We start from the raw sequence: 22,649 nt of genomic DNA on the forward strand, positions 1-22,649 counted from the left end.
TTCCTTAATTTTTAGTAAAGGTTACAGTGATTTGTCCAGTTTGAGCTGTTAACTTCGATAAATCAACAGTCTGATTATCTACTGTCAAAGTAACACCTTTTACAACACCTAACGTAATGGTTACAGGACTTTTAGTTGAAACGGTTGCTTCTGCACTTTTATTATCCGGTGATAAGGTTACACCGCCCTCAAGTTCGCTTTCTGAAACGCTGACCCAACTTGTAACATCTGAAACTGCCAATTGCAATTTAACTGTTTCCTTACTTGTCTTATAAGCGATTTCTACATGATTTCCTTCGCCTGATACACTTATAGTTGATTCTACACTAGAAGAACTGCTAGATGAACTACTACTTGAAGAGTGGGGAACAGAGCTAGTTGAACTTATTGAACTTGTTGATTGAACCACACTGTAATTAGAAAGAGAAGGCCCCTCTGGTTGAGTTTGAATATAGTTCCAAACATAATAGGTCACAAAAATTAAAATCGATAAAGCAAAAAGTATAAAATAAAATAAAGGTAAAAATGATGTTTTTTTCTTCTTTTTCTTACTCGAACGTCTACGACCTGTCAACTCGTCTTCATCAACATCTACTTCCTCATAAGTAATCATACTCCCAGAATCATAAGCATCCAAAACAATTTGATCATCTAACTCAACAGCCCATGCATATTTTCTCAAGAAAGAACGCGTGTAAAAAGGACTTGGAAGTTGATCAAAATCGTCTGCTTCCATTGCTTCCAACATATCTAACTGGATTTCTGTTTTTTTCTGCAATTCATCTAAACTCAATCCCTGATTGATTCTAGCTAATCGTAAAACCTCTCCAATTGTTTTTTTCCTCATACTTGTCATCCCTTCTTTCTAGTATCTATTATGATAGGTTACTACGATGGGAATATTGTAAAATCAACTATATCCCCTTCATCTATTAAGTGATGCCCCGCTTCAAGGACATCCTCTAAAGTAATTTCCTGTAAAATCTTCGGCAAATCAAAAATTGTCTCACCATTTTCAAAAGCATCATATTGCATTGCAAGCAATTCAAGAGAGTTCATGCTACTGAAAAATTCTCCAAACATCTCTCTTTTTATAATATCTAAATGTTCCTCTGTAATATCTAAATCCTTTTTAAAATTACGAATGGCCTTCCTAAATTGATGAGATAAAGCAACTGGCTCTTTCGTATCCATTGTCAACATAACAAAATGAAAGCGACTTGTTACTTCAATTTCAAGAGATAGGGACGCATCTATTTTACCTGATTCATATAACTTTTGAAAACGATCCGAAGTCCAACCAAACATCATTGCAAACAATAATTTTAATAAAATATGATGTCGATAGCAATCCGCCTCAGAAACTCCTCGCTTACCTCTAACTCCAATCGCTAGTTTGGGAGAAGATACTTCCATTCTCATACTATCTGTTGGTTTTACATCTTGTAAAAGCAACTTTTCTCTTGCTACTTCCTGAACATCTAAATCTTTCAATTCTTTTCTTTCAAAATGGTCCTGTACTTGCTCTACATCAAAATCACCAACTAAAAACAGAGACATGTTTACAGGTTTGTAAAATCTTGTAAAATTTTCTTGCAAATTAGTTAGATTTATTTGGGAAATGGACTCCTCACTTCCAACTATATCCGTCGCTAAAGGTGTACCTGGATACAAATTCGCTAAGGTTGAAAAGAATAAACACGAATCTGGATCATCTTGATACATTTCTCGTTCTTGCTGAATAATATCCTGCTCTCTTAAAATGGAATCTTCAGTAAAATGTGCTGATGTTACCAATTCATCAAGTAAATCTAAATTTTCTAAAAAATGATCCGTTGCTGAAAAAAGATAGCTTGTTTTTGTAAAGCTTGTAAAGGCATTACTATCTGCACCTAGACTCGTAAAAGCCGACATCAAATCGCTAGAATCTTCTCTCTCAAATAATTTATGTTCAAGAAAATGAGCAATTCCTGCAGGATATTCTTTTACATCTCCGTCAACTTCTGTGACAAGCGTATCTACCGAACCAAATTGTACAGTTACACTCCCATAAACCTCTTTAAATTCCTTTTTAGGCAAAAGAGCAACTGTCAATCCGTTGGCCAAACGAGTTCGATAAATCATTTCTTTTACAGCTGGATAGTATTTTTCTTCAAAAACAACCTTTGTCATTCTATTCCTTCCATAAAGTAAATCGCCTGTAGTTTCACATTATTAGCTGCTCTACAAATAGCATCTTTGTCAACTTGCTCGAGTTTTGCAATCCAACTTTTAAAGTCTGCTGAAGATTTCCCAAGTAAGGCATTTTGATAAGCACGTTCAATCAATGAACCTTGATTATCTTGAGAAAGTAACAAAGACCGACGAATCATTTCCTTGGTCTGCTCTAACTCAAGCTCTGTAAAATAACCTTTTTTTAAATCAAGCAGTTGATTATTCATCATTTTACGAGCCTGGTTACGATTTTCTCGATTGATACCAGCATACATCCTCAAGAATCCACTAAACAAATCGAGTTGACTTAAAATGGTATAAGCTAATCCAGCATTTTCACGGACATTTGTAAAGAGCTTAGAGTGAGCAAATCCACCAAGTAAACCATTCATTACAATCATGGTTAAATGTTGCTCATCACCATATTCATAAGGGCAATAATAACCTAATTCCAAAATGGATTGTCCCACATTTTTCCGAACCATACCTTCCTGAAGGATATTAGAATAAGGTTGACAATACTGAACCTTCACATCTCCTTTTCGACCTTTAAAGCCAAATGTTTCTAATACATTTTGAATTTCAACCTCATTAAAATCACCTAGGAAAAAGAAATCTATTCGATCACTGGCCAAAAATTCTTGGAAACAAGAATAAGAACTCTGTGGAGTTTCAGCTAAAATACGATTTCGTAAATCACTATATTCCAATTGGAGACGTTCATCATGAAAAAATAATTTATCTAATTCTTTATGTGAAAAATAAAAAGAATCATCCATATCAGCTGCTAAACTTGCTAGCAATTGGCTTTTCTCAATTTCAAATAAGGCCGGATCAAACCCATTATCAACTACTACGGGTGAAAAAAGAGTTTCTTTTACAAGTTCCAAAACCTGAGAAGTTAGCACATTTTTCCTACTTAAAAACTCATCACGAACATAGGTAAATGTCAATTCTATAATGTGGCTTTGCCCTCTTCTGAAACAATTGGTTGACATATCTGTACCGTATAGACCGGCCAAGTGTCTCCTCAAAGCTTGAGAAGTAGGGTACATCAGATTAGCAGTCTCTAGCATACTCGCACTCAACATGCGACCTGCAATCGTATCGAGGGATAATGGAGCGGTAAAACGCACGGTAATTTTGTTTGTTTTAAACTTTTTTGATTGGATAAAATGTGTTGAAATTCCATGCACTAACTCCATGATTTACCTCCTTATATACAGACTTCTATTATATCACGAAAACCTGAAATTTTCTTGTTCTCTGTAACACTTTTGAAATAAAAATCGCTTACATTTTTCCCTGTTTCTCTCACTATTTTTAGGAAAATATGGTATAATACCAAAGATTGAGGTGAATTATGGAATACAAATTATTTGAAGAATTTATTACCCTCCAAGCACTACTCAAAGAACTTGGAATTACACATAGCGGAGGAGCTATCAAATCATTTCTCTCTGAACATTCTGTTTACTTTAATGGGGAATTAGAGAGTCGTCGCGGTAAAAAACTTCGTATTGGTGATAAAGTTGACATCCCTGACATGAATATTGACATCTTGTTGACACAACCTACTTCTGAGGAGCAAGATGAATACCAAGCTGATAAAGTTGAAAAAGAACGAATCGCTAAACTTGTTAAAGAGATGAATAAAGGAGTAAAAAAAGACAAATCAAAACCTACTTCATCACCCAAAAGCAAACAAGCTCCACGATTCCCTGGTAGATAATCATGTGGCTACAACACCTATCTCTCAAAACTTTTCGTAACTACAAAGAGACGAAAATAGACTTTAATCCTAAATTAAATATCTTTTTAGGACGCAATGCACAAGGAAAAACAAATATGTTAGAGGCTATCTATTTTCTAGCCTTAACACGTAGCCATCGAACTCGAACAGATAAAAATCTCATTCATTTTGATGAGGAACAACTTCATCTTTCAGGTCTCGTTCAGAAAAAAAATGGATCCATTCCCCTCGAAATCGAACTAACACAAAAAGGACGTGTGACAAAAGTTAATCACTTAAAACAGGCACGACTTTCAGATTATGTAGGACACATGAATGTTGTCTTATTTGCTCCTGAAGATTTACAACTAATTAAGGGAGCACCTTCGGTTCGACGAAAATTTATTGATATGGAGCTTGGGCAAATTAAGCCAATCTATTTATCAGATTTAACCAATTATAACCATATTCTTAAGCAAAGAAACACTTATCTAAAATCAGCTCAAACAATAGATGAAACCTTCCTTTCAGTACTAGATGATCAGCTAGTTGATTATGGATGTCGTGTGATGAATCACCGCCTAGATTTCATAAAAAAACTAGAGCATTTTGGTCGCAAGAAACATTTTGAACTCTCTAATCAGATTGAAGAACTGTCACTATCCTATCAATCTTCTGTAAAGATAACTGACAAAGAAGACTTATCAGAATCTTTCAAAATTGCTTTAGAAAAAAGTAGATCCAGAGATTTATTTAAAAAGAATACTGGTGTCGGTCCTCATCGAGATGACATTTCTTTTTATATAAATGGGATGGATGCTAGTTTCGGAAGTCAAGGTCAACATCGTAGTCTCGTCCTCTCGATAAAATTAGCAGAAATCAAATTAATGGAAAGCATTACTACAGAATCTCCAATATTACTGCTTGACGATGTTATGAGCGAACTTGACAACACTAGACAACTAAAATTATTAGAAACGATTTCTCATTCAATCCAAACCTTTATCACAACAACAAGCTTAGATCATCTTCAAAATCTGCCAGAAAATCTAAGTATCTTCACTATTCAGGATGGTAAAGTTTTTGTAAATTAAAATTGACAACATTGTAAAAGAACTCCTGTTTCCACGGGAGTTCTTTCCATTGTTTTTACATAGAATAATTTGGTGCTTCATTAGTAATTTGTACATCATGAGGATGGCTTTCTTTCAAACCAGCACCAGACATTTCAATAAATTGAGCATTATCATGCAACTCTTTAAGGTTAGCTGCACCACAGTAACCCATACCAGAGCGAATACCACCAATCATTTGGAAAACAATATCAGCTGCCGCTCCTTTATAAGCAACACGACCTTCAATTCCTTCTGGAACAAGTTTATTTGCTTCATTGACAGAACCTTGGAAGTAACGATCGCTTGAACCTTTCTTCATAGCAGCGATTGATCCCATACCACGGTAAGTCTTGAATTTACGTCCTTGGAAGATTTCAGTTTCGCCTGGAGCTTCATCAGTTCCAGCAAACATAGATCCAAGCATAACAGCATTTCCACCAGACGCAAGTGCTTTTACAATATCTCCAGAATACTTGATTCCACCGTCAGCAATGATCGTTTTACCATATTCACGTGCAACAGCTGCAGCATCATAGATAGCTGTTACTTGTGGAACACCAACACCTGCAATCACACGAGTAGTACAGATAGAACCTGGTCCAATACCAACCTTGACAACGTCTACGCCTGCTTCATAAAGGGCACGTGCACCTTCAGCAGTAGCAATATTTCCAGCAATCAAAGTACGATCTGGGAAGTGAGCACGAATCTCAGCAATTTTACGTAAGACACCTGCAGAATGACCATGTGCAGTATCAATAACAATCGCATCCGCTCCTGCCTCAAAAAGAGCCTCTGCACGTTCAAATGTATCTGAAGTAACACCTACTGCGCCTGCAACTAGAAGACGACCAAACTCATCTTTAGCGGCATTTGGAAACTCAATAACTTTTTCAATATCTTTGATAGTAATCAAGCCAGAAAGACGACCTTCTTCATCTACCAAAGGAAGTTTTTCAATACGGTGCTCTTGAAGAATACTCTCAGCTGTTGCAAGATCTGTACCCACAGGAGCAGTAACAAGATTTTCACTTGTCATGTGATTTGAGATTGGTTGGTTATAGTCTGAAATAAAACGAAGATCTCGGTTTGTCAAAATACCAACCAATTTACGATTTTCAAGTGTTTCAACAACTGGAACACCACTGATACGGTAACGACCCATAAGCTCATCTGCTTCAGCAATTGTATGTTCAGGCGTCAAGAAGAAGGGATCAATAATAACTCCATTTTCAGAACGTTTTACCTTACGAACCTCGTCTGCTTGTTGAGCAATTGACATGTTTTTATGGATAACTCCGAGACCGCCTGCACGAGCAATAGCAATAGCCATTTGACTCTCTGTAACTGTGTCCATGGCAGCGGTAATAATTGGGATATTTAAAGTCAGATTATCTGCCAATTTAGTTGTTAAATCTGCATCGTTAGGCAACACATGACTTTCAGCTGGAATAAGCAATACATCATCAAAGGTAAAACCTTTTTTCAAAAATTTAGTGTCCCAATTAGACATTCGAAGTTTCCTCTTTTCTTTCTTTTTGAGCTTGACTCTTTTTATATTGTATCTATCATACCATTCTATAAAAATTTGTCAAATGTTACAGGGGTAAATAAAAAACTATCTTTTCTTTGAGATAGAAATGATAGTTTCTTGTAAAATAAACTTAGTTAAAGTAATGAAGTCCCATTGCCCCTTTAACCTCAGATAGGGTTTGACCCGCAACTTTACGCGCTCTTTCACTACCTTTTTGAAGCATATTATAAACTTCTCCCATATCCTTAGCAAATTCGATACGACGCTCACGAATAGGACCCAGTTCACGTTCTAATATTTCAAGTAGATAACGCTTGGTCTTCACATCACCAAGACCACCTCGTTGATAATGTTCTTTCATGTCAGCAATTTCTTGAGCATCTTCTGGGCGACCAAAAACATCTAGATAATGGAAAACCATATTGCCCTCAATCTTACCTGGATCTTCCACCCGAATATGATCTGGATCTGTATACATACTCATCACTTTTTTACGCAAAGTATCCGCATCATCAGCTAAATAAATACCATTATTGAGTGATTTAGACATTTTAGCATTTCCATCTAAACCAGGCAAACGCCCTGCTCTCTCATTTTCTGGATAAATACCTTCCGGCTCTACCAAGACATCACAGTTATATGCATTGTTAAAAGAACGAACAATTTCACGAGTTTGCTCAATCATTGGTTTCTGATCTGTCCCAACAGGAACATAGTTAGCCTTGAAAGCTGTGATGTCAGCTGCTTGAGCTATTGGATAGACCAAGAATCCTGTCGGAATGCTTTCTCCAAATCCTTTCTGAGCAATTTCTGTCTTGACAGTTGGATTACGCTCCAGACGTGCTAATGAAACCAGATTCATATAATACATAGACAACTCAGCCAACTCTGGAATCTGGCTTTGAATAAAGATAGTTGATTTACTTGGATCCAATCCAACTGCAAGGTAATCCAAAGCCACATTTCCGATAGACTCTACAATGGTTTGAGGATCTTTGGCATGATCTGTCAAGGCTTGTTGGTCAGCCAAGAACACAAACATATCATACTTATCCTCTTCCTGTAATAATACTCGATTTTTGAGACTTCCAACATAATGTCCAATATGCAATTTTCCTGTTGGACGGTCTCCTGTTAAAATAATGGGTTTAGTCATTTTATTCTCCTTCGATATGGTCCCTTCAATTATAGCATTTTTTTAATGAAATAACCGCAATTTATCAAAATAAATCAACCTTGCTATTTACGGATTTGCGTAAAGTATGCTGTAAATTTAATTTACACAAAATTGACAGATAAAAATTTGAATATTTCCGTATTTTCTAGTAGAATAAATATATTACACATATAGGAGAAAAACATTGCTTACAGTATCTGATGTTTCACTACGTTTTAGTGATCGCAAACTTTTTGATGATGTCAATATCAAATTTACAGAAGGAAATACTTACGGATTAATCGGTGCTAATGGTGCCGGAAAATCAACCTTTTTAAAAATTTTAGCCGGAGATATCGAACCTACTACTGGTCACATCTCTCTTGGTCCAGATGAACGTCTCTCTGTTCTTCGTCAAAATCACTTTGACTATGAAGATGAACGTGCCATTGATGTTGTTATCATGGGAAATGAAAAACTTTATAGCATCATGAAAGAGAAAGATGCTATCTACATGAAGGAAGATTTCTCAGACGAGGACGGGGTTCGTGCTGCCGAACTCGAAGGAGAGTTTGCTGAGCTTGGAGGCTGGGAAGCAGAAAGCGAAGCCTCTCAACTCCTTCAAAACCTAAACATTCCAGAAGAATTACACTACCAAAACATGAGCGAATTGGCCAACGGTGAGAAAGTAAAGGTTCTCCTTGCCAAAGCACTTTTTGGTAAACCAGATGTTCTTCTCTTGGACGAGCCTACCAACGGTTTAGACATCCAATCAATTACATGGTTAGAAGACTTCTTGATTGACTTTGATAACACAGTTATCGTAGTATCCCACGACCGTCACTTCTTAAACAAAGTATGTACTCACATGGCCGACCTTGACTTTGGAAAAATCAAACTCTATGTCGGAAACTACGACTTCTGGAAGGAATCTTCTGAACTCGCTGCTAAATTGCTAGCAGACCGTAATGCTAAAGCAGAAGAAAAAATTAAACAATTGCAAGAATTCGTTGCTCGTTTCTCTGCTAATGCTTCTAAATCAAGACAAGCAACATCACGTAAGAAAATGCTTGATAAGATTGAACTAGAAGAGATTGTACCATCTAGTCGTAAATATCCATTTATTAACTTTAAAGCGGAGCGTGAAATAGGTAATGATCTCCTGACAGTAGAAAATCTAACTGTAAAGATTGATGGTGAGACTATTTTAGATAATATCAGTTTTATCTTGCGTCCAGGTGATAAGACAGCGCTTATTGGTCAAAATGACATCCAAACGACTGCATTAATTCGTGCAATCATGGGGGACATTGACTATGAAGGAACTGTCAAGTGGGGAGTAACTACTAGCCGTTCTTACTTGCCAAAAGATAACTCGGCAGATTTTGCAGGAGGAGAGTCAATCCTTGACTGGTTGCGTCAATTCGCAAGTAAAGAAGAAGATGACAATACTTTCCTACGTGGCTTCCTCGGCCGTATGCTCTTCTCTGGAGATGAGGTTAACAAACCTGTAAATGTCTTGTCAGGGGGAGAAAAAGTTCGTGTCATGCTTTCAAAACTCATGCTTTTAAAATCAAATGTCCTTGTACTTGATGATCCAACAAATCACTTGGACTTGGAATCTATCTCAAGCTTGAATGATGGATTGAAAAACTTTAAAGAATCAATCATCTTTGCCAGCCATGACCACGAGTTTATTCAAACTCTAGCTAACCATATCATTGTCTTGTCTAAAAATGGCGTCATTGACCGTATCGATGAAACCTATGATGAATTCCTAGAAAATGCAGAAGTACAAGCAAAAGTTAAAGAACTTTGGAAAGACTAAAAAAATTCAAAACTCAGTTGGGTTAACCAGCTGAGTTTTCTAACATTTTATGAGGTAACATGAAATTATTTTTTAAAACATATTGGATCTATTTTGTTTCTTTCATCATTCCTGTAGTAATTATGATAGGAGTATATCTATCTCAAGGTATCTACTGGAATAGCGACAAATCTCCTCTATTAGGAGATGGCTTTCATCAATACGTTATTTTTGATATAGCTCTAAGAAATATCCTACATGGAAATAGTAGTCTGTTTTACACCTTTACAAGTGGTCTAGGGCTAAACTTCTATGCTCTATCTAGTTATTACTTGGGTAGTTTTCTTTCACCTCTGGTTTACTTTTTTGATCTAACGAATATGCCAGATGCTGTCTATCTGACCACTCTCTTAAAATTTGGATTGATTGGTCTGTCAACCTTTTTTAGTTTGAATAAATTGTTTCAATCTATCCCTCAGACTTTAAAACTAGCCTTATCTACTTCCTATACTCTGATGAGTTTCACTGTCAGTCAATTAGAGATAAAAACCTGGCTAGATGTTTTTATCTTGATTCCTTTAATTATAACTGGTTTACATCTACTGATAACTGAAAAGAAACTCCTATTGTACTTTACAAGTCTGTCAATCTTATTTATTCAAAATTATTATTTTGGATATATGACAGTATTGTTTCTTATTTTCTGGTATCTCTGTCAAATTTCGTGGGACTTTAAGACTCGAAAATCATCTGTTCTTGATTTCATAGTTATCTCCTTTTTAGCTGGTATGGCTAGTTTGATTATGACTCTTCCCACTCTGTTTGATTTACAGACACATGGGGAAAAATTGACTGAAGTTACAAAGTTTCAAACTGAAAGTAGCTGGTATCTTGATCTCTTTGCTAAGCAATTCATTGGTTCCTTTGACACAACAAAGTATGGGGCCATCCCAATGATTTTTGTTGGACTACTTCCCTTTATTTTGACCATTTTATTTTTTACGCTGAAATCTATTAAGTTTCACGTGAAACTCATATATGTAATATTCTTTGCATTTCTAATTGCAAGCTTTTACATAGAAGCTCTTGACTTATTTTGGCAAGGTATGCATACTCCAAATATGTTTTTACATCGCTATTCTTGGATTTTCTCTACCTTGTTAATTTACACAGCAGCGGAAGTCTTAAATCGTCTGAAAGAAATTAAAATCTGGAATTTTTTAGTTTCGCTTTTTCTTATAGTAACAGGATTTTTAGCTACCATCTATCTAAAATCACATTATTCTTTTTTAACAGATTTGAATATTCTACTGACTCTTGAATTTTTAGTTGTCTATTCTCTTTTACTCCTTGCAGTTATCAAAAAGTTTATCTCTGTAAATCTATTTGCCATTCTAATCTCTTTATTTATAATGGTTGAAATAAGTTTAAATGCTTCATCTCAAATAGACGGAATTGCTAAAGAATGGGGATTTGCTTCTCGAAGTGCATATAATCGAGATATCCCAGCTATGAAATCTTTCTCAACATATATTGGAAATCAATTTACTCGTACTGAAAAACTAGAGACTCAAACAGGAAATGACAGTATGAAATTCAACTACAATGGAATATCTCAATTTTCATCTGTTCGAAATCGTTCAGCAAGCTCTACTTTGGATAAACTTGGGTTTAAATCCTCTGGGACTAATCTCAATCTACGCTATGCAAATAATAGTATTTTGGCTGATAGTTTATTTGGTATCCAGTACAATATCTCAGACAGTCCTAGTGATAAGTATGGTTTTAAAGATATCTATCAAAAAGATAATCTTACCCTATATGAAAATCAATTCTCTCTTCCGATTGCCTTTGCTAGTCAATCTGTTTACAATGATGTCAAGTTCAATGAACATACTTTAGATAATCAAGCCTCGTTTTTAAATCAACTTGCTAACGTCGATTTTGATTATTTTTCTACAATCCCTTATGACAAAACAGAAAATACTAATGATTTGATTATTGTCACAAGTTCTTCAAATGAGGATGCAGCAATCCAGTATCAAATTGAAGTGCCAGAAAACAGCCAAGTTTATCTTTCTTTCACAAACCTTCACTTTTCTAATGATAAACAAAAAAAGGTTGACATCCTTGTAAATGGAGAAAAGAAAACTTTTACAACTGATAATATCTTCTCCTTCTTTAATCTAGGCTATACAAAAGAGAAAAAAACTTTCAATATCAATGTTAGTTTCCCTGGAAATTCACAAGTATCATTTGAATCTCCTACCTTCTACCGTTTAGATACCAAAACATTCACCGAGGCAATTCAAAAAATTAAAGAACAACCTGTCACAGTATCAACTTCTAAAAACAAGGTCTTTGCTACATATGATGTTAAACAAGATACGTCCATTTTCTTCACCATTCCTTATGACAAAGGTTGGTCTGCCTACCAAGATGGTAAGAAAATAGAAATTAAACAAGCTCAAACTGGATTTATGAAAGTTGAGGTTCCCAAGGGGAAAGGAACTATTACACTCTCCTTCATTCCCAATGGTTTTATTACTGGAGCAATTTGTTCCTTTACTTCTCTCTTACTATTTGGAACCTATAATCACAGACGAAAGTCATCTAAGGCATAAAAAATCGACCAATTAATCGGTCGATTTTTTTAATCTTCTTCCATTTTCTTAGGTTGATAGGCTAGCATACCTAAACCAGTAAATAGAGCTAGTATGGCATCTAGGAAAATGACTTGCTGATGAATATTTCCTGTCATAGAGATTGTTTGTCGTAATCCCGAAACTGAATAACTCATTGGTAACCAAGGACTAATAGTTCTAAAGAAATCATTTGTCAAGGCAAGTGGATAAGTACCGGCACTTGATGCTAACTGTAATAAAAGCAAAATAAGTGAGAAGAAAGCTCCTATACGGCTATTCCATGTTGTTAATGCGGTCACCATGGACATGAATACTAAACTTGTTAGGATAATGAGAATAAATGTTCTCATCTCATGATTAGCCGTTAGACCAATAAGATGAACTCCTCCATATACCAAAATTCCTGCCAAAACAGCTATAATACCATTTATTTCAGCCCGAGATTTCAACCAAGCCCAACGGCTCTCTGGATGACGTCCTGAAGGCAGCTTCGCAAAGATCATATTCGTTGATATTGCTGCAACAAAGAGAGCAACTGATATCATATAAGGAGCCATTGCAATTCCATTTACAGGAACTTGGTCATTGTCTGTTTTGGAAAGATTGAGTGGATTTGACAAAATATCTGCATTTTGAGATTCCGTAGATGCTGATTTGAGTTGATCACTAGCATTACTTAGTCCTTGTCCTAAAGAAGCAACTCCTGTCTGTAAACCTTCCAATCCAGAAGTTAACTTTGTTCCACCTTCTGCTAATTTCCCAGCTCCATCTGCCAATTTATTAGCTCCACTTTCTAATTGAGAAGCACCTGAAAGTAACTGACTGGATTTGTCAGCTAGTCGGCTAGATCCTGACTGCAATTTATCAACTCCTGCTATCAATTCTTGACTCTTTTGATTCAATTGGTTAGAGCCAGTTGATAATTTTTCAATACCAGATACTAATTCTGGAGTTTTTTCAACTAATTGACTAACTCCTGCTGTCAAGCTAGAAGATTTTTGTGTCAAGGTGTTTGAGCCTGAAACTAGTTGATCCAAACTACCTGTCAAGGTGGCATTTTTTTCACTTAGTTTACTTGCTCCCTGAGAAACTTTATCAACACCTGTAGTATATGCGTTTACACCTGATGCAATCGACTGACTATCAGGAACTAATTTGCTAGTAACAGCTCCTTGTATCTCTGTTAATCCACTTGACAATCTTGTCAAAGAAGTAGAAGCAATAGGTAATACTTGATTAGCTTGATTTTTTAAAGTCGCAAGATTAGAAGATTGATTTTGTAAGTTTTCTAAACTTCCCTGTAAACCTTTAACTACAGCTACAATTGACTGTGCTGATTGAATACTATCAGTCGAATTTTGAGATACAGAAGCACTTATTTCAGCTTGTTGCTCACTTGTCAAAGATTGATAAGCTGCTGTCGATTGAATATTGGCTAATGTAGTCGCTTTAGCAGACTGAGCACTTGCTAACATTTGATTAGAAAGAGATACTATACTTGATAAAACAGAATCTAATTGTTTTGTATCTCCAACATCAATATTTTGAATGGCTTGATTTAACTGATTCAGACCAGAAGATAATTGATTAATTTGATCTTTTTTCCCAGACGAAGCATCTAACTTGCTAGAAAGTTGTTGAATCCCTTCACTTAATTGCTCCACCCCTATTCGAAGTGTAGCTGATTGATTAGATAACTGATTAGCACCTGTTGCAAGACTTCCCACTCCATTGGTGTAGGCACTAACACCAGATGAAAATTGATTAAGACCAGCATTAAGCTGAGAAACACCGCCAGTATAGGATTCTACACCAGAATATAACTGATTGATTCCTCCTACTAATTCAGGACTTTTAGAAGATAATTGACCTAATCCGCTATCTAATTGACTCACTGCACCAGTATATGTAACTAAACCACTATTAAAATTCCCTAAGCCAAGATGAAGTTGTTCAACACCAGAGACATAAGAGGATAATCCTTTAGTAAACTGCTCCGTTCCATTTGAAAATGTTAAACTTGAAGCTGCTAAAGAGTGTAGGTTAGTAGTTAATGTTTGACTTCCTGCCACTAACTGATTCGCTACATCAGTTAGTTTTTCACTTCCAGAATCTGCTTGGCTCATACCATCCTTTAAATAGACCATTTTGTTGAATAAAGCTTTAGTATAGGTCTCGGTTACATTGGTAGAAACACTCTGCTTTAATTGTGTCATAGCAGAATCGCTCATCTTGCTGGCAATAAAACTATGACCACTTGAAGTCTGATAATCGATTTGCATTTGCTCTGGATAATCCATTAAAATAGAAGCTGCTTTTTCAGATAAATCACTTGGTAAAGTCACTACCATATAGTAATCGCCATTTTCTAAACCCTTCTTACCTTCTTCATCTACAAAATGAAAATCCAAGGTTTTATTTTCTTTTAAATTGGACACCATGTCTTTTCCTATAGACATGCTATTACCATTATAGGAAGCCTCTTTATCATTATTGACAACTGCCACAGGTAAGTCAGACAATTGCCCATATGGATCCCACATTGATGACAAAAATATGATATTGTACAGAGCTGGAATAAGAGAAATCCCTATCATGACAATAATAAAGGTTGGTTTTTTAAAAATTGCTTTCCATTCTTTAAACATAGTTTCTCCTTTTTTAAACATATTGTCTAAAATTTTGATATAATAGATTATACAATAAAAAATCTAAATTACAATATAAAAAATCCATTTTTAGACATATAGTCTAATTTGTTTACAAGGAGGAAATATGCAAGAAAGTAACAAACGCTTAAAAACAAAGCGAACTATTGAAAATGCTATGGTACAATTACTAATGGAACAGCCATTTGATCAAATTTCTACTGTCAAGTTAGCAGAAAAATCCAGAATTAGCCGTTCCAGCTTCTATACGCACTATAAGGATAAGTATGATATGATTGAGCACTATCAAAGCAAGCTATTTCATACATTTGAATATATTTTTCAAAAACATGCTCATCACAAAAGAGACGCTATTTTAGAAGTTTTTGAATATCTAGAGTCAGAACCACTTCTGGCTGCCCTTCTTTCTGAAAATGGGACTAAAGAAATCCAAAATTTCTTACGAAATAAACTTCATATCATGCTCAGTACAGATTTACAAAAGCGATTTATGCAACTGAATCTAAATACCACTGAATTAGAATATAGTAGCATCTATCTAACTCATGCACTTTTTGGTGTCTGCCAAACTTGGATTGCACATGGAAAAAAAGAAAGTTCTCAAGAAATAACAAACTTCCTTATGAAAATGCTTGGTGATACAAATTGATACAAAAAGAGGAACACAGCTGTGTTCCCTTTTATCTATACTCCGCCAGTAGGACTCGAACCTACGACATCATGATTAACAGTCATGCGCTACTACCAACTGAGCTATGGCGGATAAAATAGTCCGTACGGGATTCGAACCCGTGTTACCGCCGTGAAAAGGCGGTGTCTTAACCCCTTGACCAACGGACCTTCTATCTGTAGCAGATATAACCATTATATCAATTTCTTGCTAATTGTCAATCACTTCTGAGATTTTTTCTCTAAAATATCTTTTAATTTTCTAATTTTTAATCTTGAAATAGGACAACGATGATCTTCATAGAAAACAATTTCTAGATTTTTTCGATCAATCTCTCTAATATTGCCTATATTTACCAAAAATGACTTATGAGGAGAATAAAATCGCTGAGTATGTTTGTCCTTTTCCTGAATATCTGTCATAGTACCGTAAAACTCTTTGGCAAAATTCTTACCAATAATACGTAATTTATGAGAGACTCCTGTCGTTTCAATATACAAAATATCATGGTAAGGGATTTTTAAATCATTTCCCTTGTAATTGTAGTCAAAATAATCCACCACATCTTCATTTTCAAGTAACATACTCTTCGTGTAAAAGATATTTTGCTCAATTCTCTTCTTAAACATCTCATCGTTGATATCCTTATCAACAAAATCTAGGGCTGATACCTGGTATTTATAGGTTAGAGTCGCAAACTCTGATCGACTGGTGATAAAGACGATAATAGCGTAAGGATTGTAATGACGAATGAGCTGAGCCACTTCAAATCCCTTTTTCTCAATTCCATGAATATCAATATCTAGGAAATAAAGCTGATTTACTTCATCGTTTTCAATGTATTCTTCAAATTCACGGACTTTTCCCGTTGTCTTGTATGATATTGGAATATTCGATTCTTTCGAAATTTCATCCAATATTCTCTCTAGTCTCACTTGATGTTCAATAACATCTTCTAAAATTAAAACTTTCATTCAAATTCCCTCTTACATCTAATGATTTGTCTAAATGTACTGCCTTCCATCTCTGTTTCTAAAATAATATTGTTGTACTTATCTAGTAGTTCCTTCACATTATTTAATCCGACTCCGCGATTTCTTCCCTTAGTGGAGAATCCTAAGGCAAATAGATTTCCTGAAGGAGTCATCGTCATTTTACATGAATTCTGAATCACAATCACTGTTTCAGTTTCCATCTTAATAACTGCTACTTCCATCTGCTTTTTATAACTATCAGCCGATCCTTCGACAGCATTGTTCAATAAAACACTCATAATACGAACCAAATCCAATAGTTCAATTGGGAGCTTGGTAATCGTATCTTTTACTTCCAGTGTAAACTCTACACCATTATTTCGAGCATAGACAATGGACTGAGCAACCAAACTTCATAAAGCTGAATCTTCTATGTTGTTCAAATCAAAGTAAGTGTACTTATCTGAACGCAGTTTGTGATTAGCTTTGACCAAAACTTCATTGTAAACTCTGTCAATTTCTTGTAAATCACCACTGTCAATTGCCATCTGCATGCTGACAAGCATTCCAGCATAGTCATGTCGAAAACCACGGATTTCATTATACAGTCCGACAATTTCGTCTGTATAGTTTTGTAAATGTTTCTGTTCAAATTTCTTCTGCTTCAAAGCAATCTCTTTTTCCATTTGTTCTTTATGCGAATTCATTGCAAAGAAGGTCAAAAGTAACGAGATAAAAACAATAGATGACAAAATACTTCCAAAACTATTCAAATGTTTAACCGTACTTACCATATCTGAAACGAAAGATACAATATGGAGCAGTAGTAAGGCAAAAAATACTTTTTTCAAGAAAGGATAGAGGTAGTCTTTGTCAAAATAGGCTAGTTCCAAATGGAAATAATGAATGATTTTTAAGACAACAAAATAGGTCAACACCGTTACAACGAAAAAGAATGGGGCATGATATTGTGAAACAAAATTGTCTCCTGTTATAGAAGAGAAAGTTACGGACAGAAAGTTATGAGTGCTCTCATATAAAAGAGATAGTAGTAAACTTAGGAATAGTCCTCTATCCCTCTCATACTGTTTAATCCATCGAAAATAGGAATATAGGCCCAAAGGAAATAAAAATCTTTCAATCACTATTTCATCTAAATATAGAAGATAAAAGGAAAGTTCAAGTACTGCTTCTACTAGTAATGTATAGAGACCAAAAAAATATAGTTCCTTTGATTTTATTTGACCTTTACAAATTAAACGGTAACTGTGACTAATAATTAAAAAATGACCAATAACTGTCCCAAATCCAAATAAATTCATTACTCTTTCCCCTTATTTTATTACTTTTTTCTTGGGAAAATAAAATCACGGAGGATTTTTGGAAGTCTCATTTCCCCACCTTTAATCTTTTGCAAGTCTTTTTCCTTCAAGGCTACAAACTGTTCCAATTTAACTGTGTTTTTCATAATAAAATCTCCTAAAATGTTTTTTCTTGTAAGCTAACTTACAAAAACCATTATACAAAATGGAATTTCGTTTTAGATAAAATTCTCTCAACTGTCATTTTTTTCTCCCAAAGTGTACTTTTTTAAGAAAAAAGCCGGGAAAATTCCCAGCTTTGCTATTATATTGATCCCAGCAGGATTCGAACCTGCGACCGTTCGCTTAGAAGGCGAATGCTCTATCCAGCTGAGCTATGAGACCTAACACAATTATTCTACCAAAAATTCAATTAAAAGTCAATTTATTTATGATAGGGTGATCCCTGCTGAATCGTAAAAGCGCGATAGATTTGTTCAACAAGAACTAGTCTCATTAACTGATGGGGCAAGGTTAGGCGACCAAAACTGACAGAAAGATTGGCTCTATTTTTTACAGCTGATGACAATCCTAAACTTCCCCCAATAATAAAGGTAAGAGTAGAAAATCCTTTTATAGAAGCTTCTTCTAACTGCTTACTAAATTCTTCTGAAGAGAACATTTTCCCTTCAATAGCTAATGCAATAACAAAATCACGGTCAGCAACTTTTGATAAAATTCTCTGACCTTCTATTTCTAAAATCTTTTGATTTTCTGATTCACTGGCCTTATCTGGTGTTTTTTCATCTGATAGCTCAATCATTTCAAACTTAGCAAATCTAGAAATTCGTTTTGAATACTCTGCGATACCATCTTTTAAATACTTTTCTTTCAGTTTCCCAACTGTTACAACTTTAATTTTCATGACTCTATTCTAACATATTCTCTATTTTTTCACATCTTATTCACAAAATAAAAAATAGATTTCAATTAAGAAAATCACAGCTTCAAAAGAGTTATCCACAGTTTGTGTAAAACTTTTGTGTTTAAGTTATAATTAAGCTAGTCAGTTTATACTTTCAGTAATTCAAACATATGGAGGCAAATATGAAACATCTAAAAACATTTTACAAAAAATGGTTTCAATTATTAGTCGTTATCGTCATTAGCTTTTTTAGTGGAGCCTTGGGTAGTTTTTCAATAACTCAACTAACTCAAAAAAGTAGTGTAAACAACTCTAACAACAATAGTACTATTACACAAACTGCCTATAAGAACGAAAATTCAACAACACAGGCTGTTAATAAAGTAAAAGATGCCGTTGTATCCGTTATTACTTATTCAGCAAATAGACAAAATAGCGTATTTGGCAATGATGAGACTGATACAGATTCTCAGCAAATCTCTAGTGAGGGATCTGGCGTTATTTATAAAAAGAATGATAAAGAAGCTTACATCGTCACCAACAATCACGTTATAAATGGCGCTAGCAAAGTAGATATTCGATTATCAGATGGGACTAAAGTACCTGGAGAAATTGTCGGAGCGGATACTTTCTCTGATATTGCTGTCGTCAAAATCTCTTCAGAAAAAGTGACAACAGTAGCTGAGTTTGGTGATTCTAGCAAGTTAACCGTAGGAGAAACTGCTATTGCCATTGGTAGTCCGTTAGGTTCTGAATATGCAAATACTGTCACTCAAGGTATCGTATCTAGTCTTAATCGAAATGTATCTTTAAAATCTGAAGATGGACAAGCCATTTCTACAAAAGCCATCCAAACTGATACTGCTATTAATCCAGGTAACTCTGGTGGCCCACTGATCAATATCCAAGGACAGGTTATCGGAATTACCTCAAGTAAAATTGCCACAAATGGAGGAACATCTGTAGAAGGTCTTGGTTTTGCAATCCCTGCAAATGATGCTATCAATATTATTGAACAGTTAGAAAAAAACGGAAAAGTGACGCGTCCAGCTTTGGGAATCCAGATGGTTAATTTATCTAATGTGAGTACAAGCGACATCAGAAGACTCAATATTCCAAGTAATGTTACATCTGGTGTAGTTGTTCGTTCGATACAAAGTAATATGCCTGCCAATGGTCACCTTGAAAAATACGATGTAATTACAAAAGTAGATGACAAAGAGATTGCTTCATCAACAGACTTACAAAGTGCTCTTTACAATCATTCTATCGGAGACACCATTAAGATCACTTACTATCGCAACGGTAAAGAAGAAACTACATCTATTAAACTTGACAAGAGTTCAGGTGATTTAGAATCTTAATTGACATCTATGTAAAGAAAGCTTTACATAAGAGAAAAGATGTGTTAGTGTAGAATCATGGAAAAATTTGAAATGATTTCTATCACAGATATACAAAAAAATCCCTATCAACCCCGAAAAGAATTTGATAGAGAAAAACTAGATGAACTAGCACAGTCTATCAAAGAAAATGGGGTCATTCAACCGATTATTGTTCGTCAATCTCCTGTTATTGGTTATGAAATCCTTGCAGGAGAGAGACGCTATCGGGCTTCACTTTTAGCTGGTCTACGGTCTATCCCAGCTGTTGTTAAACAGATTTCAGACCAAGAGATGATGGTTCAGTCCATTATTGAAAATTTACAGAGAGAAAATTTAAACCCAATAGAAGAAGCACGCGCCTATGAATCTCTCGTAGAGAAAGGATTCACCCATGCTGAAATTGCAGATAAAATGGGCAAGTCTCGTCCATATATCAGCAACTCCATTCGTTTACTTTCCTTGCCAGAACAGATTCTCTCAGAAGTAGAAAATGGCAAACTATCACAAGCCCATGCGCGTTCCCTAGTTGGGTTAAATAAGGAACAACAAGACTATTTCTTTCAACGGATTATAGAAGAAGATATTTCTGTAAGGAAGTTAGAAGCTCTTCTGACAGAGAAAAAACAAAAGAAACAGCAAAAAACGAATCATTTCATACAAAATGAAGAAAAACAGTTAAGAAAACTACTCGGATTAGATGTAGAAATTAAACTATCTAAAAAAGACAGTGGAAAAATCATTATTTCTTTTTCAAATCAAGAAGAATATAGTAGAATTATCAACAGCCTGAAATAAGGCTGTTCTTTTATTTTTTTATCTCACAAGGTTATCCACTATGTTTTTCGATAAAAAGCTTAATAAATCAATAATTTTTTCTTTTATCCCCAACCTGTGGATAAAGTTTGGTAACATTGTGGATTATTTTTCACAGCTTGTGGAAAATTCTTGCTATCTATGGTAAAATATCTCTAGTATTAAACTTTTAAATAGTAAAGGAGGAGAAAGGATTGAAAGAAAAACAATTTTGGAATCGTATATTAGAATTTGCTCAAGAAAGACTGACTCGATCCATGTATGATTTCTATGCTATTCAAGCTGAACTCATCAAGGTAGAGGAAAATGTTGCCACTATATTTTTACCACGATCTGAAATGGAAATGGTCTGGGAAAAACAACTAAAAGATATTATTGTAGTTGCCGGATTTGAAATTTATGATGCTGAGATTACTCCTCACTATATTTTCACTAAACCTCAAGATACGGCTATCTCACAAGTTGAAGAAGCTACAAATTCAACTCTTTATGACTATAGTCCAAAGTTAGCATCTATTCCTTATTCGGATACGGGATTAAAAGAAAAGTATACCTTTGATAATTTTATCCAAGGGGATGGAAACGTTTGGGCTGTATCAGCTGCTTTGGCTGTCTCTGAAGATTTGGCTCTGACCTATAACCCTCTTTTTATCTATGGAGGACCTGGGCTTGGTAAGACTCACCTGTTAAACGCTATTGGAAATGAAATTCTAAAAAATATTCCGAATGCGCGTGTTAAATATATCCCTGCTGAAAGCTTTATTAATGACTTTCTGGATCACCTAAGACTTGGGGAAATGGAAAAGTTTAAAAAGACCTACCGCAGTCTTGATCTTTTGTTAATCGATGATATTCAGTCACTCAGCGGAAAAAAAGTTGCAACTCAGGAAGAATTTTTCAATACCTTTAACGCCCTTCATGACAAGCAAAAACAGATTGTCCTAACCAGTGATCGTAGTCCAAAACATTTAGAAGGGCTCGAGGAGAGGCTTGTCACGCGCTTTAGTTGGGGATTAACACAAACTATTACACCCCCTGACTTTGAAACACGTATTGCCATTTTACAAAGTAAAACGGAACATTTAGGCTACAATTTCCAAAGTGATACTCTAGAATACCTAGCTGGGCAATTTGATTCAAATGTTCGAGATCTTGAGGGAGCTATCAACGACATCACTTTAATTGCCCGAGTAAAAAACATCAAGGATATCACTATTGATATTGCTGCAGAAGCCATTAGAGCTCGCAAACAAGATGTTAGCCAAATGCTCGTTATCCCAATTGATAAAATCCAAAATGAAGTTGGTAACTTTTATGGTGTCAGCGTCAAAGAAATGAAGGGAAGTAGACGCCTTCAAAATATTGTGTTAGCCCGTCAAGTAGCCATGTATTTATCTAGAGAACTAACAGATAATAGTCTTCCAAAAATTGGTAAGGAATTTGGTGGTAAAGATCACACAACAGTTATTCATGCCCATGCTAAAATTAAATCTTTGATTGATGAAGACGATAATTTACGCTTAGAAATTGAATCAATCAAAAAGAAAATCAAATAACTTGTGGATAACTTTTACTTTATTATCTTTTTTATCCACATTTTTTAAACAAGCCCAAAAACTTGATATGACTTGTTTAAAGTCTGTTTTCCACAGATTTCACAGACTCTATTATTACTATTATCCTTCTAATACTAAAAATAAATAAAGGAG

Annotated in this window: 17 protein-coding genes, 3 tRNA genes and 1 pseudogene; 8 read left to right on the forward strand and 13 right to left on the reverse strand. The window is 35.1% G+C overall.

Annotated features, from left to right (window positions below; genetic code table 11):
* Nucleotides 1–4 precede the first annotated feature (4 nt).
* Genes rodZ through HT693_RS06715 form a run of 3 tightly spaced genes read right to left on the reverse strand, consistent with a single transcriptional unit; the run spans nt 5 to nt 3,419 of the window.
* Nucleotides 5–847 carry a cytoskeleton protein RodZ gene (rodZ, locus tag HT693_RS06705; protein ID WP_171035932.1) on the reverse strand — a complete coding sequence of 281 codons (843 nt, stop codon included), beginning with the start codon at nt 845–847 and terminating at the stop codon, nt 5–7.
* A gap of 41 nt (nt 848–888) precedes the next feature.
* Nucleotides 889–2,172, reverse strand: a complete 1,284-nt coding sequence (locus HT693_RS06710; protein WP_138704647.1) for a pitrilysin family protein — start codon at nt 2,170–2,172, stop codon at nt 889–891.
* Nucleotides 2,169–3,419, reverse strand: coding sequence for a pitrilysin family protein (locus HT693_RS06715; RefSeq protein ID WP_172925056.1), 1,251 nt, complete (start codon nt 3,417–3,419; stop codon nt 2,169–2,171). Before HT693_RS06715 ends, HT693_RS06710 begins: the two co-directional genes overlap by 4 nt.
* Before the next feature lie 158 nt (nt 3,420–3,577).
* Between HT693_RS06715 and yaaA the strand changes: the two genes are divergently transcribed.
* Together yaaA and recF are read left to right on the forward strand one after the other, a co-directional pair.
* Nucleotides 3,578–3,946 (forward strand): S4 domain-containing protein YaaA, encoded by a 369-nt coding sequence (gene yaaA, locus HT693_RS06720; RefSeq protein WP_000455897.1) that lies wholly within the window; start codon nt 3,578–3,580, stop codon nt 3,944–3,946.
* Between the two features lie 2 nt (nt 3,947–3,948).
* On the forward strand, nt 3,949–5,040 hold the full coding sequence (recF, locus tag HT693_RS06725) for a DNA replication/repair protein RecF (protein ID WP_138704649.1): 1,092 nt from the start codon (nt 3,949–3,951) through the stop codon (nt 5,038–5,040).
* A 55-nt stretch (nt 5,041–5,095) separates the two neighbouring features.
* On the opposite strand, the gene guaB is transcribed toward recF, so the two are convergent.
* The gene (gene guaB / locus HT693_RS06730) at nt 5,096–6,574 is read right to left on the reverse strand and encodes an IMP dehydrogenase (RefSeq protein WP_138704650.1); all 1,479 of its coding nucleotides are present in this window, start codon (nt 6,572–6,574) and stop codon (nt 5,096–5,098) included.
* A 151-nt stretch (nt 6,575–6,725) separates the two neighbouring features.
* The gene (gene trpS / locus HT693_RS06735) at nt 6,726–7,751 is read right to left on the reverse strand and encodes a tryptophan--tRNA ligase (RefSeq protein WP_138704651.1); all 1,026 of its coding nucleotides are present in this window, start codon (nt 7,749–7,751) and stop codon (nt 6,726–6,728) included.
* A 205-nt stretch (nt 7,752–7,956) separates the two neighbouring features.
* Between trpS and HT693_RS06740 the strand changes: the two genes are divergently transcribed.
* Entirely contained in the window at nt 7,957–9,579 is a 1,623-nt protein-coding gene (locus HT693_RS06740) for an ATP-binding cassette domain-containing protein (RefSeq protein ID WP_000958774.1), read from the forward strand.
* 59 nt (nt 9,580–9,638) lie between these two features.
* Nucleotides 9,639–12,182 (forward strand): YfhO family protein, encoded by a 2,544-nt coding sequence (locus HT693_RS06745; RefSeq protein WP_050207767.1) that lies wholly within the window; start codon nt 9,639–9,641, stop codon nt 12,180–12,182.
* Nucleotides 12,183–12,211: 29 nt separating this feature from the next.
* Here the strand turns inward: HT693_RS06745 and HT693_RS06750 are convergent, their stop codons facing one another.
* A complete protein-coding gene (locus HT693_RS06750) occupies nt 12,212–14,851 on the reverse strand; it encodes a YhgE/Pip domain-containing protein (RefSeq protein ID WP_050207765.1) in 2,640 nt (879 codons plus the stop codon).
* Between the two features lie 127 nt (nt 14,852–14,978).
* Here HT693_RS06750 and HT693_RS06755 point away from each other — a divergent pair, with 127 nt between their 5' ends.
* Nucleotides 14,979–15,521, forward strand: a complete 543-nt coding sequence (locus HT693_RS06755) for a TetR-like C-terminal domain-containing protein (RefSeq protein WP_001158278.1) — start codon at nt 14,979–14,981, stop codon at nt 15,519–15,521.
* Between the two features lie 40 nt (nt 15,522–15,561).
* On the opposite strand, the gene HT693_RS06760 is transcribed toward HT693_RS06755, so the two are convergent.
* From HT693_RS06760 to rlmH, 7 genes and pseudogenes are all read right to left on the reverse strand, one after another.
* Nucleotides 15,562–15,635, reverse strand: a tRNA-Asn gene (locus HT693_RS06760).
* Nucleotides 15,636–15,640: 5 nt separating this feature from the next.
* A tRNA-Glu gene (locus HT693_RS06765) sits at nt 15,641–15,712 on the reverse strand.
* 51 nt (nt 15,713–15,763) lie between these two features.
* Nucleotides 15,764–16,516, reverse strand: coding sequence for a competence system response regulator transcription factor ComE (gene comE / locus HT693_RS06770; protein WP_000866065.1), 753 nt, complete (start codon nt 16,514–16,516; stop codon nt 15,764–15,766).
* Nucleotides 16,513–17,838 (reverse strand): annotated as a pseudogene (gene comD / locus HT693_RS06775) (competence system sensor histidine kinase ComD). The gene comE and the pseudogene comD overlap by 4 nt, the downstream one beginning before the upstream one ends.
* A gap of 20 nt (nt 17,839–17,858) precedes the next feature.
* Nucleotides 17,859–17,984, reverse strand: a complete 126-nt coding sequence (gene comC, locus HT693_RS06780) for a competence-stimulating peptide ComC (RefSeq protein WP_000799687.1) — start codon at nt 17,982–17,984, stop codon at nt 17,859–17,861.
* Nucleotides 17,985–18,148: 164 nt separating this feature from the next.
* Nucleotides 18,149–18,222 (reverse strand) — tRNA-Arg (locus HT693_RS06785).
* 40 nt (nt 18,223–18,262) lie between these two features.
* Complete coding sequence (gene rlmH, locus HT693_RS06790; RefSeq protein ID WP_000695932.1) at nt 18,263–18,742, reverse strand: 23S rRNA (pseudouridine(1915)-N(3))-methyltransferase RlmH; 480 nt, start codon at nt 18,740–18,742, stop codon at nt 18,263–18,265.
* Nucleotides 18,743–18,924: 182 nt separating this feature from the next.
* Here rlmH and HT693_RS06795 point away from each other — a divergent pair, with 182 nt between their 5' ends.
* The 3 genes from HT693_RS06795 to dnaA all read left to right on the forward strand — a co-directional run bounded on the left by HT693_RS06795 (nt 18,925) and on the right by dnaA (nt 22,496).
* Nucleotides 18,925–20,106, forward strand: coding sequence for a S1C family serine protease (locus HT693_RS06795; protein ID WP_000681604.1), 1,182 nt, complete (start codon nt 18,925–18,927; stop codon nt 20,104–20,106).
* Between the two features lie 57 nt (nt 20,107–20,163).
* The gene (locus HT693_RS06800; RefSeq protein WP_000410378.1) at nt 20,164–20,922 is read left to right on the forward strand and encodes a ParB/RepB/Spo0J family partition protein; all 759 of its coding nucleotides are present in this window, start codon (nt 20,164–20,166) and stop codon (nt 20,920–20,922) included.
* A gap of 212 nt (nt 20,923–21,134) precedes the next feature.
* Complete coding sequence (gene dnaA / locus HT693_RS06805) at nt 21,135–22,496, forward strand: chromosomal replication initiator protein DnaA (RefSeq protein ID WP_061438534.1); 1,362 nt, start codon at nt 21,135–21,137, stop codon at nt 22,494–22,496.
* The last annotated feature ends 153 nt before the right edge of the window (nt 22,497–22,649 follow it).

The organism is Streptococcus sp. 2154 (genome assembly GCF_013277255.1).
GTDB lineage: Bacteria > Bacillota > Bacilli > Lactobacillales > Streptococcaceae > Streptococcus > Streptococcus pseudopneumoniae.

Excerpts from the sequence above, each read along its gene's own strand:
- rodZ (WP_171035932.1), bottom strand. The coding sequence starts at position 847 with ATGAGGAAAAAAACAATTGGAGAGGTTTTACGATTAGCTAGAATCAAT.
- HT693_RS06710 (WP_138704647.1), bottom strand. The coding sequence starts at position 2,172 with ATGACAAAGGTTGTTTTTGAAGAAAAATACTATCCAGCTGTAAAAGAA.
- HT693_RS06715 (WP_172925056.1), bottom strand. The coding sequence starts at position 3,419 with ATGGAGTTAGTGCATGGAATTTCAACACATTTTATCCAATCAAAAAAG.
- yaaA (WP_000455897.1), top strand. The coding sequence starts at position 3,578 with ATGGAATACAAATTATTTGAAGAATTTATTACCCTCCAAGCACTACTC.
- recF (WP_138704649.1), top strand. The coding sequence starts at position 3,949 with ATGTGGCTACAACACCTATCTCTCAAAACTTTTCGTAACTACAAAGAG.
- guaB (WP_138704650.1), bottom strand. The coding sequence starts at position 6,574 with ATGTCTAATTGGGACACTAAATTTTTGAAAAAAGGTTTTACCTTTGAT.
- trpS (WP_138704651.1), bottom strand. The coding sequence starts at position 7,751 with ATGACTAAACCCATTATTTTAACAGGAGACCGTCCAACAGGAAAATTG.
- HT693_RS06745 (WP_050207767.1), top strand. The coding sequence starts at position 9,639 with ATGAAATTATTTTTTAAAACATATTGGATCTATTTTGTTTCTTTCATC.
- HT693_RS06750 (WP_050207765.1), bottom strand. The coding sequence starts at position 14,851 with ATGTTTAAAGAATGGAAAGCAATTTTTAAAAAACCAACCTTTATTATT.
- HT693_RS06755 (WP_001158278.1), top strand. The coding sequence starts at position 14,979 with ATGCAAGAAAGTAACAAACGCTTAAAAACAAAGCGAACTATTGAAAAT.
- comE (WP_000866065.1), bottom strand. The coding sequence starts at position 16,516 with ATGAAAGTTTTAATTTTAGAAGATGTTATTGAACATCAAGTGAGACTA.
- comC (WP_000799687.1), bottom strand. The coding sequence starts at position 17,984 with ATGAAAAACACAGTTAAATTGGAACAGTTTGTAGCCTTGAAGGAAAAA.
- rlmH (WP_000695932.1), bottom strand. The coding sequence starts at position 18,742 with ATGAAAATTAAAGTTGTAACAGTTGGGAAACTGAAAGAAAAGTATTTA.
- HT693_RS06795 (WP_000681604.1), top strand. The coding sequence starts at position 18,925 with ATGAAACATCTAAAAACATTTTACAAAAAATGGTTTCAATTATTAGTC.
- HT693_RS06800 (WP_000410378.1), top strand. The coding sequence starts at position 20,164 with ATGGAAAAATTTGAAATGATTTCTATCACAGATATACAAAAAAATCCC.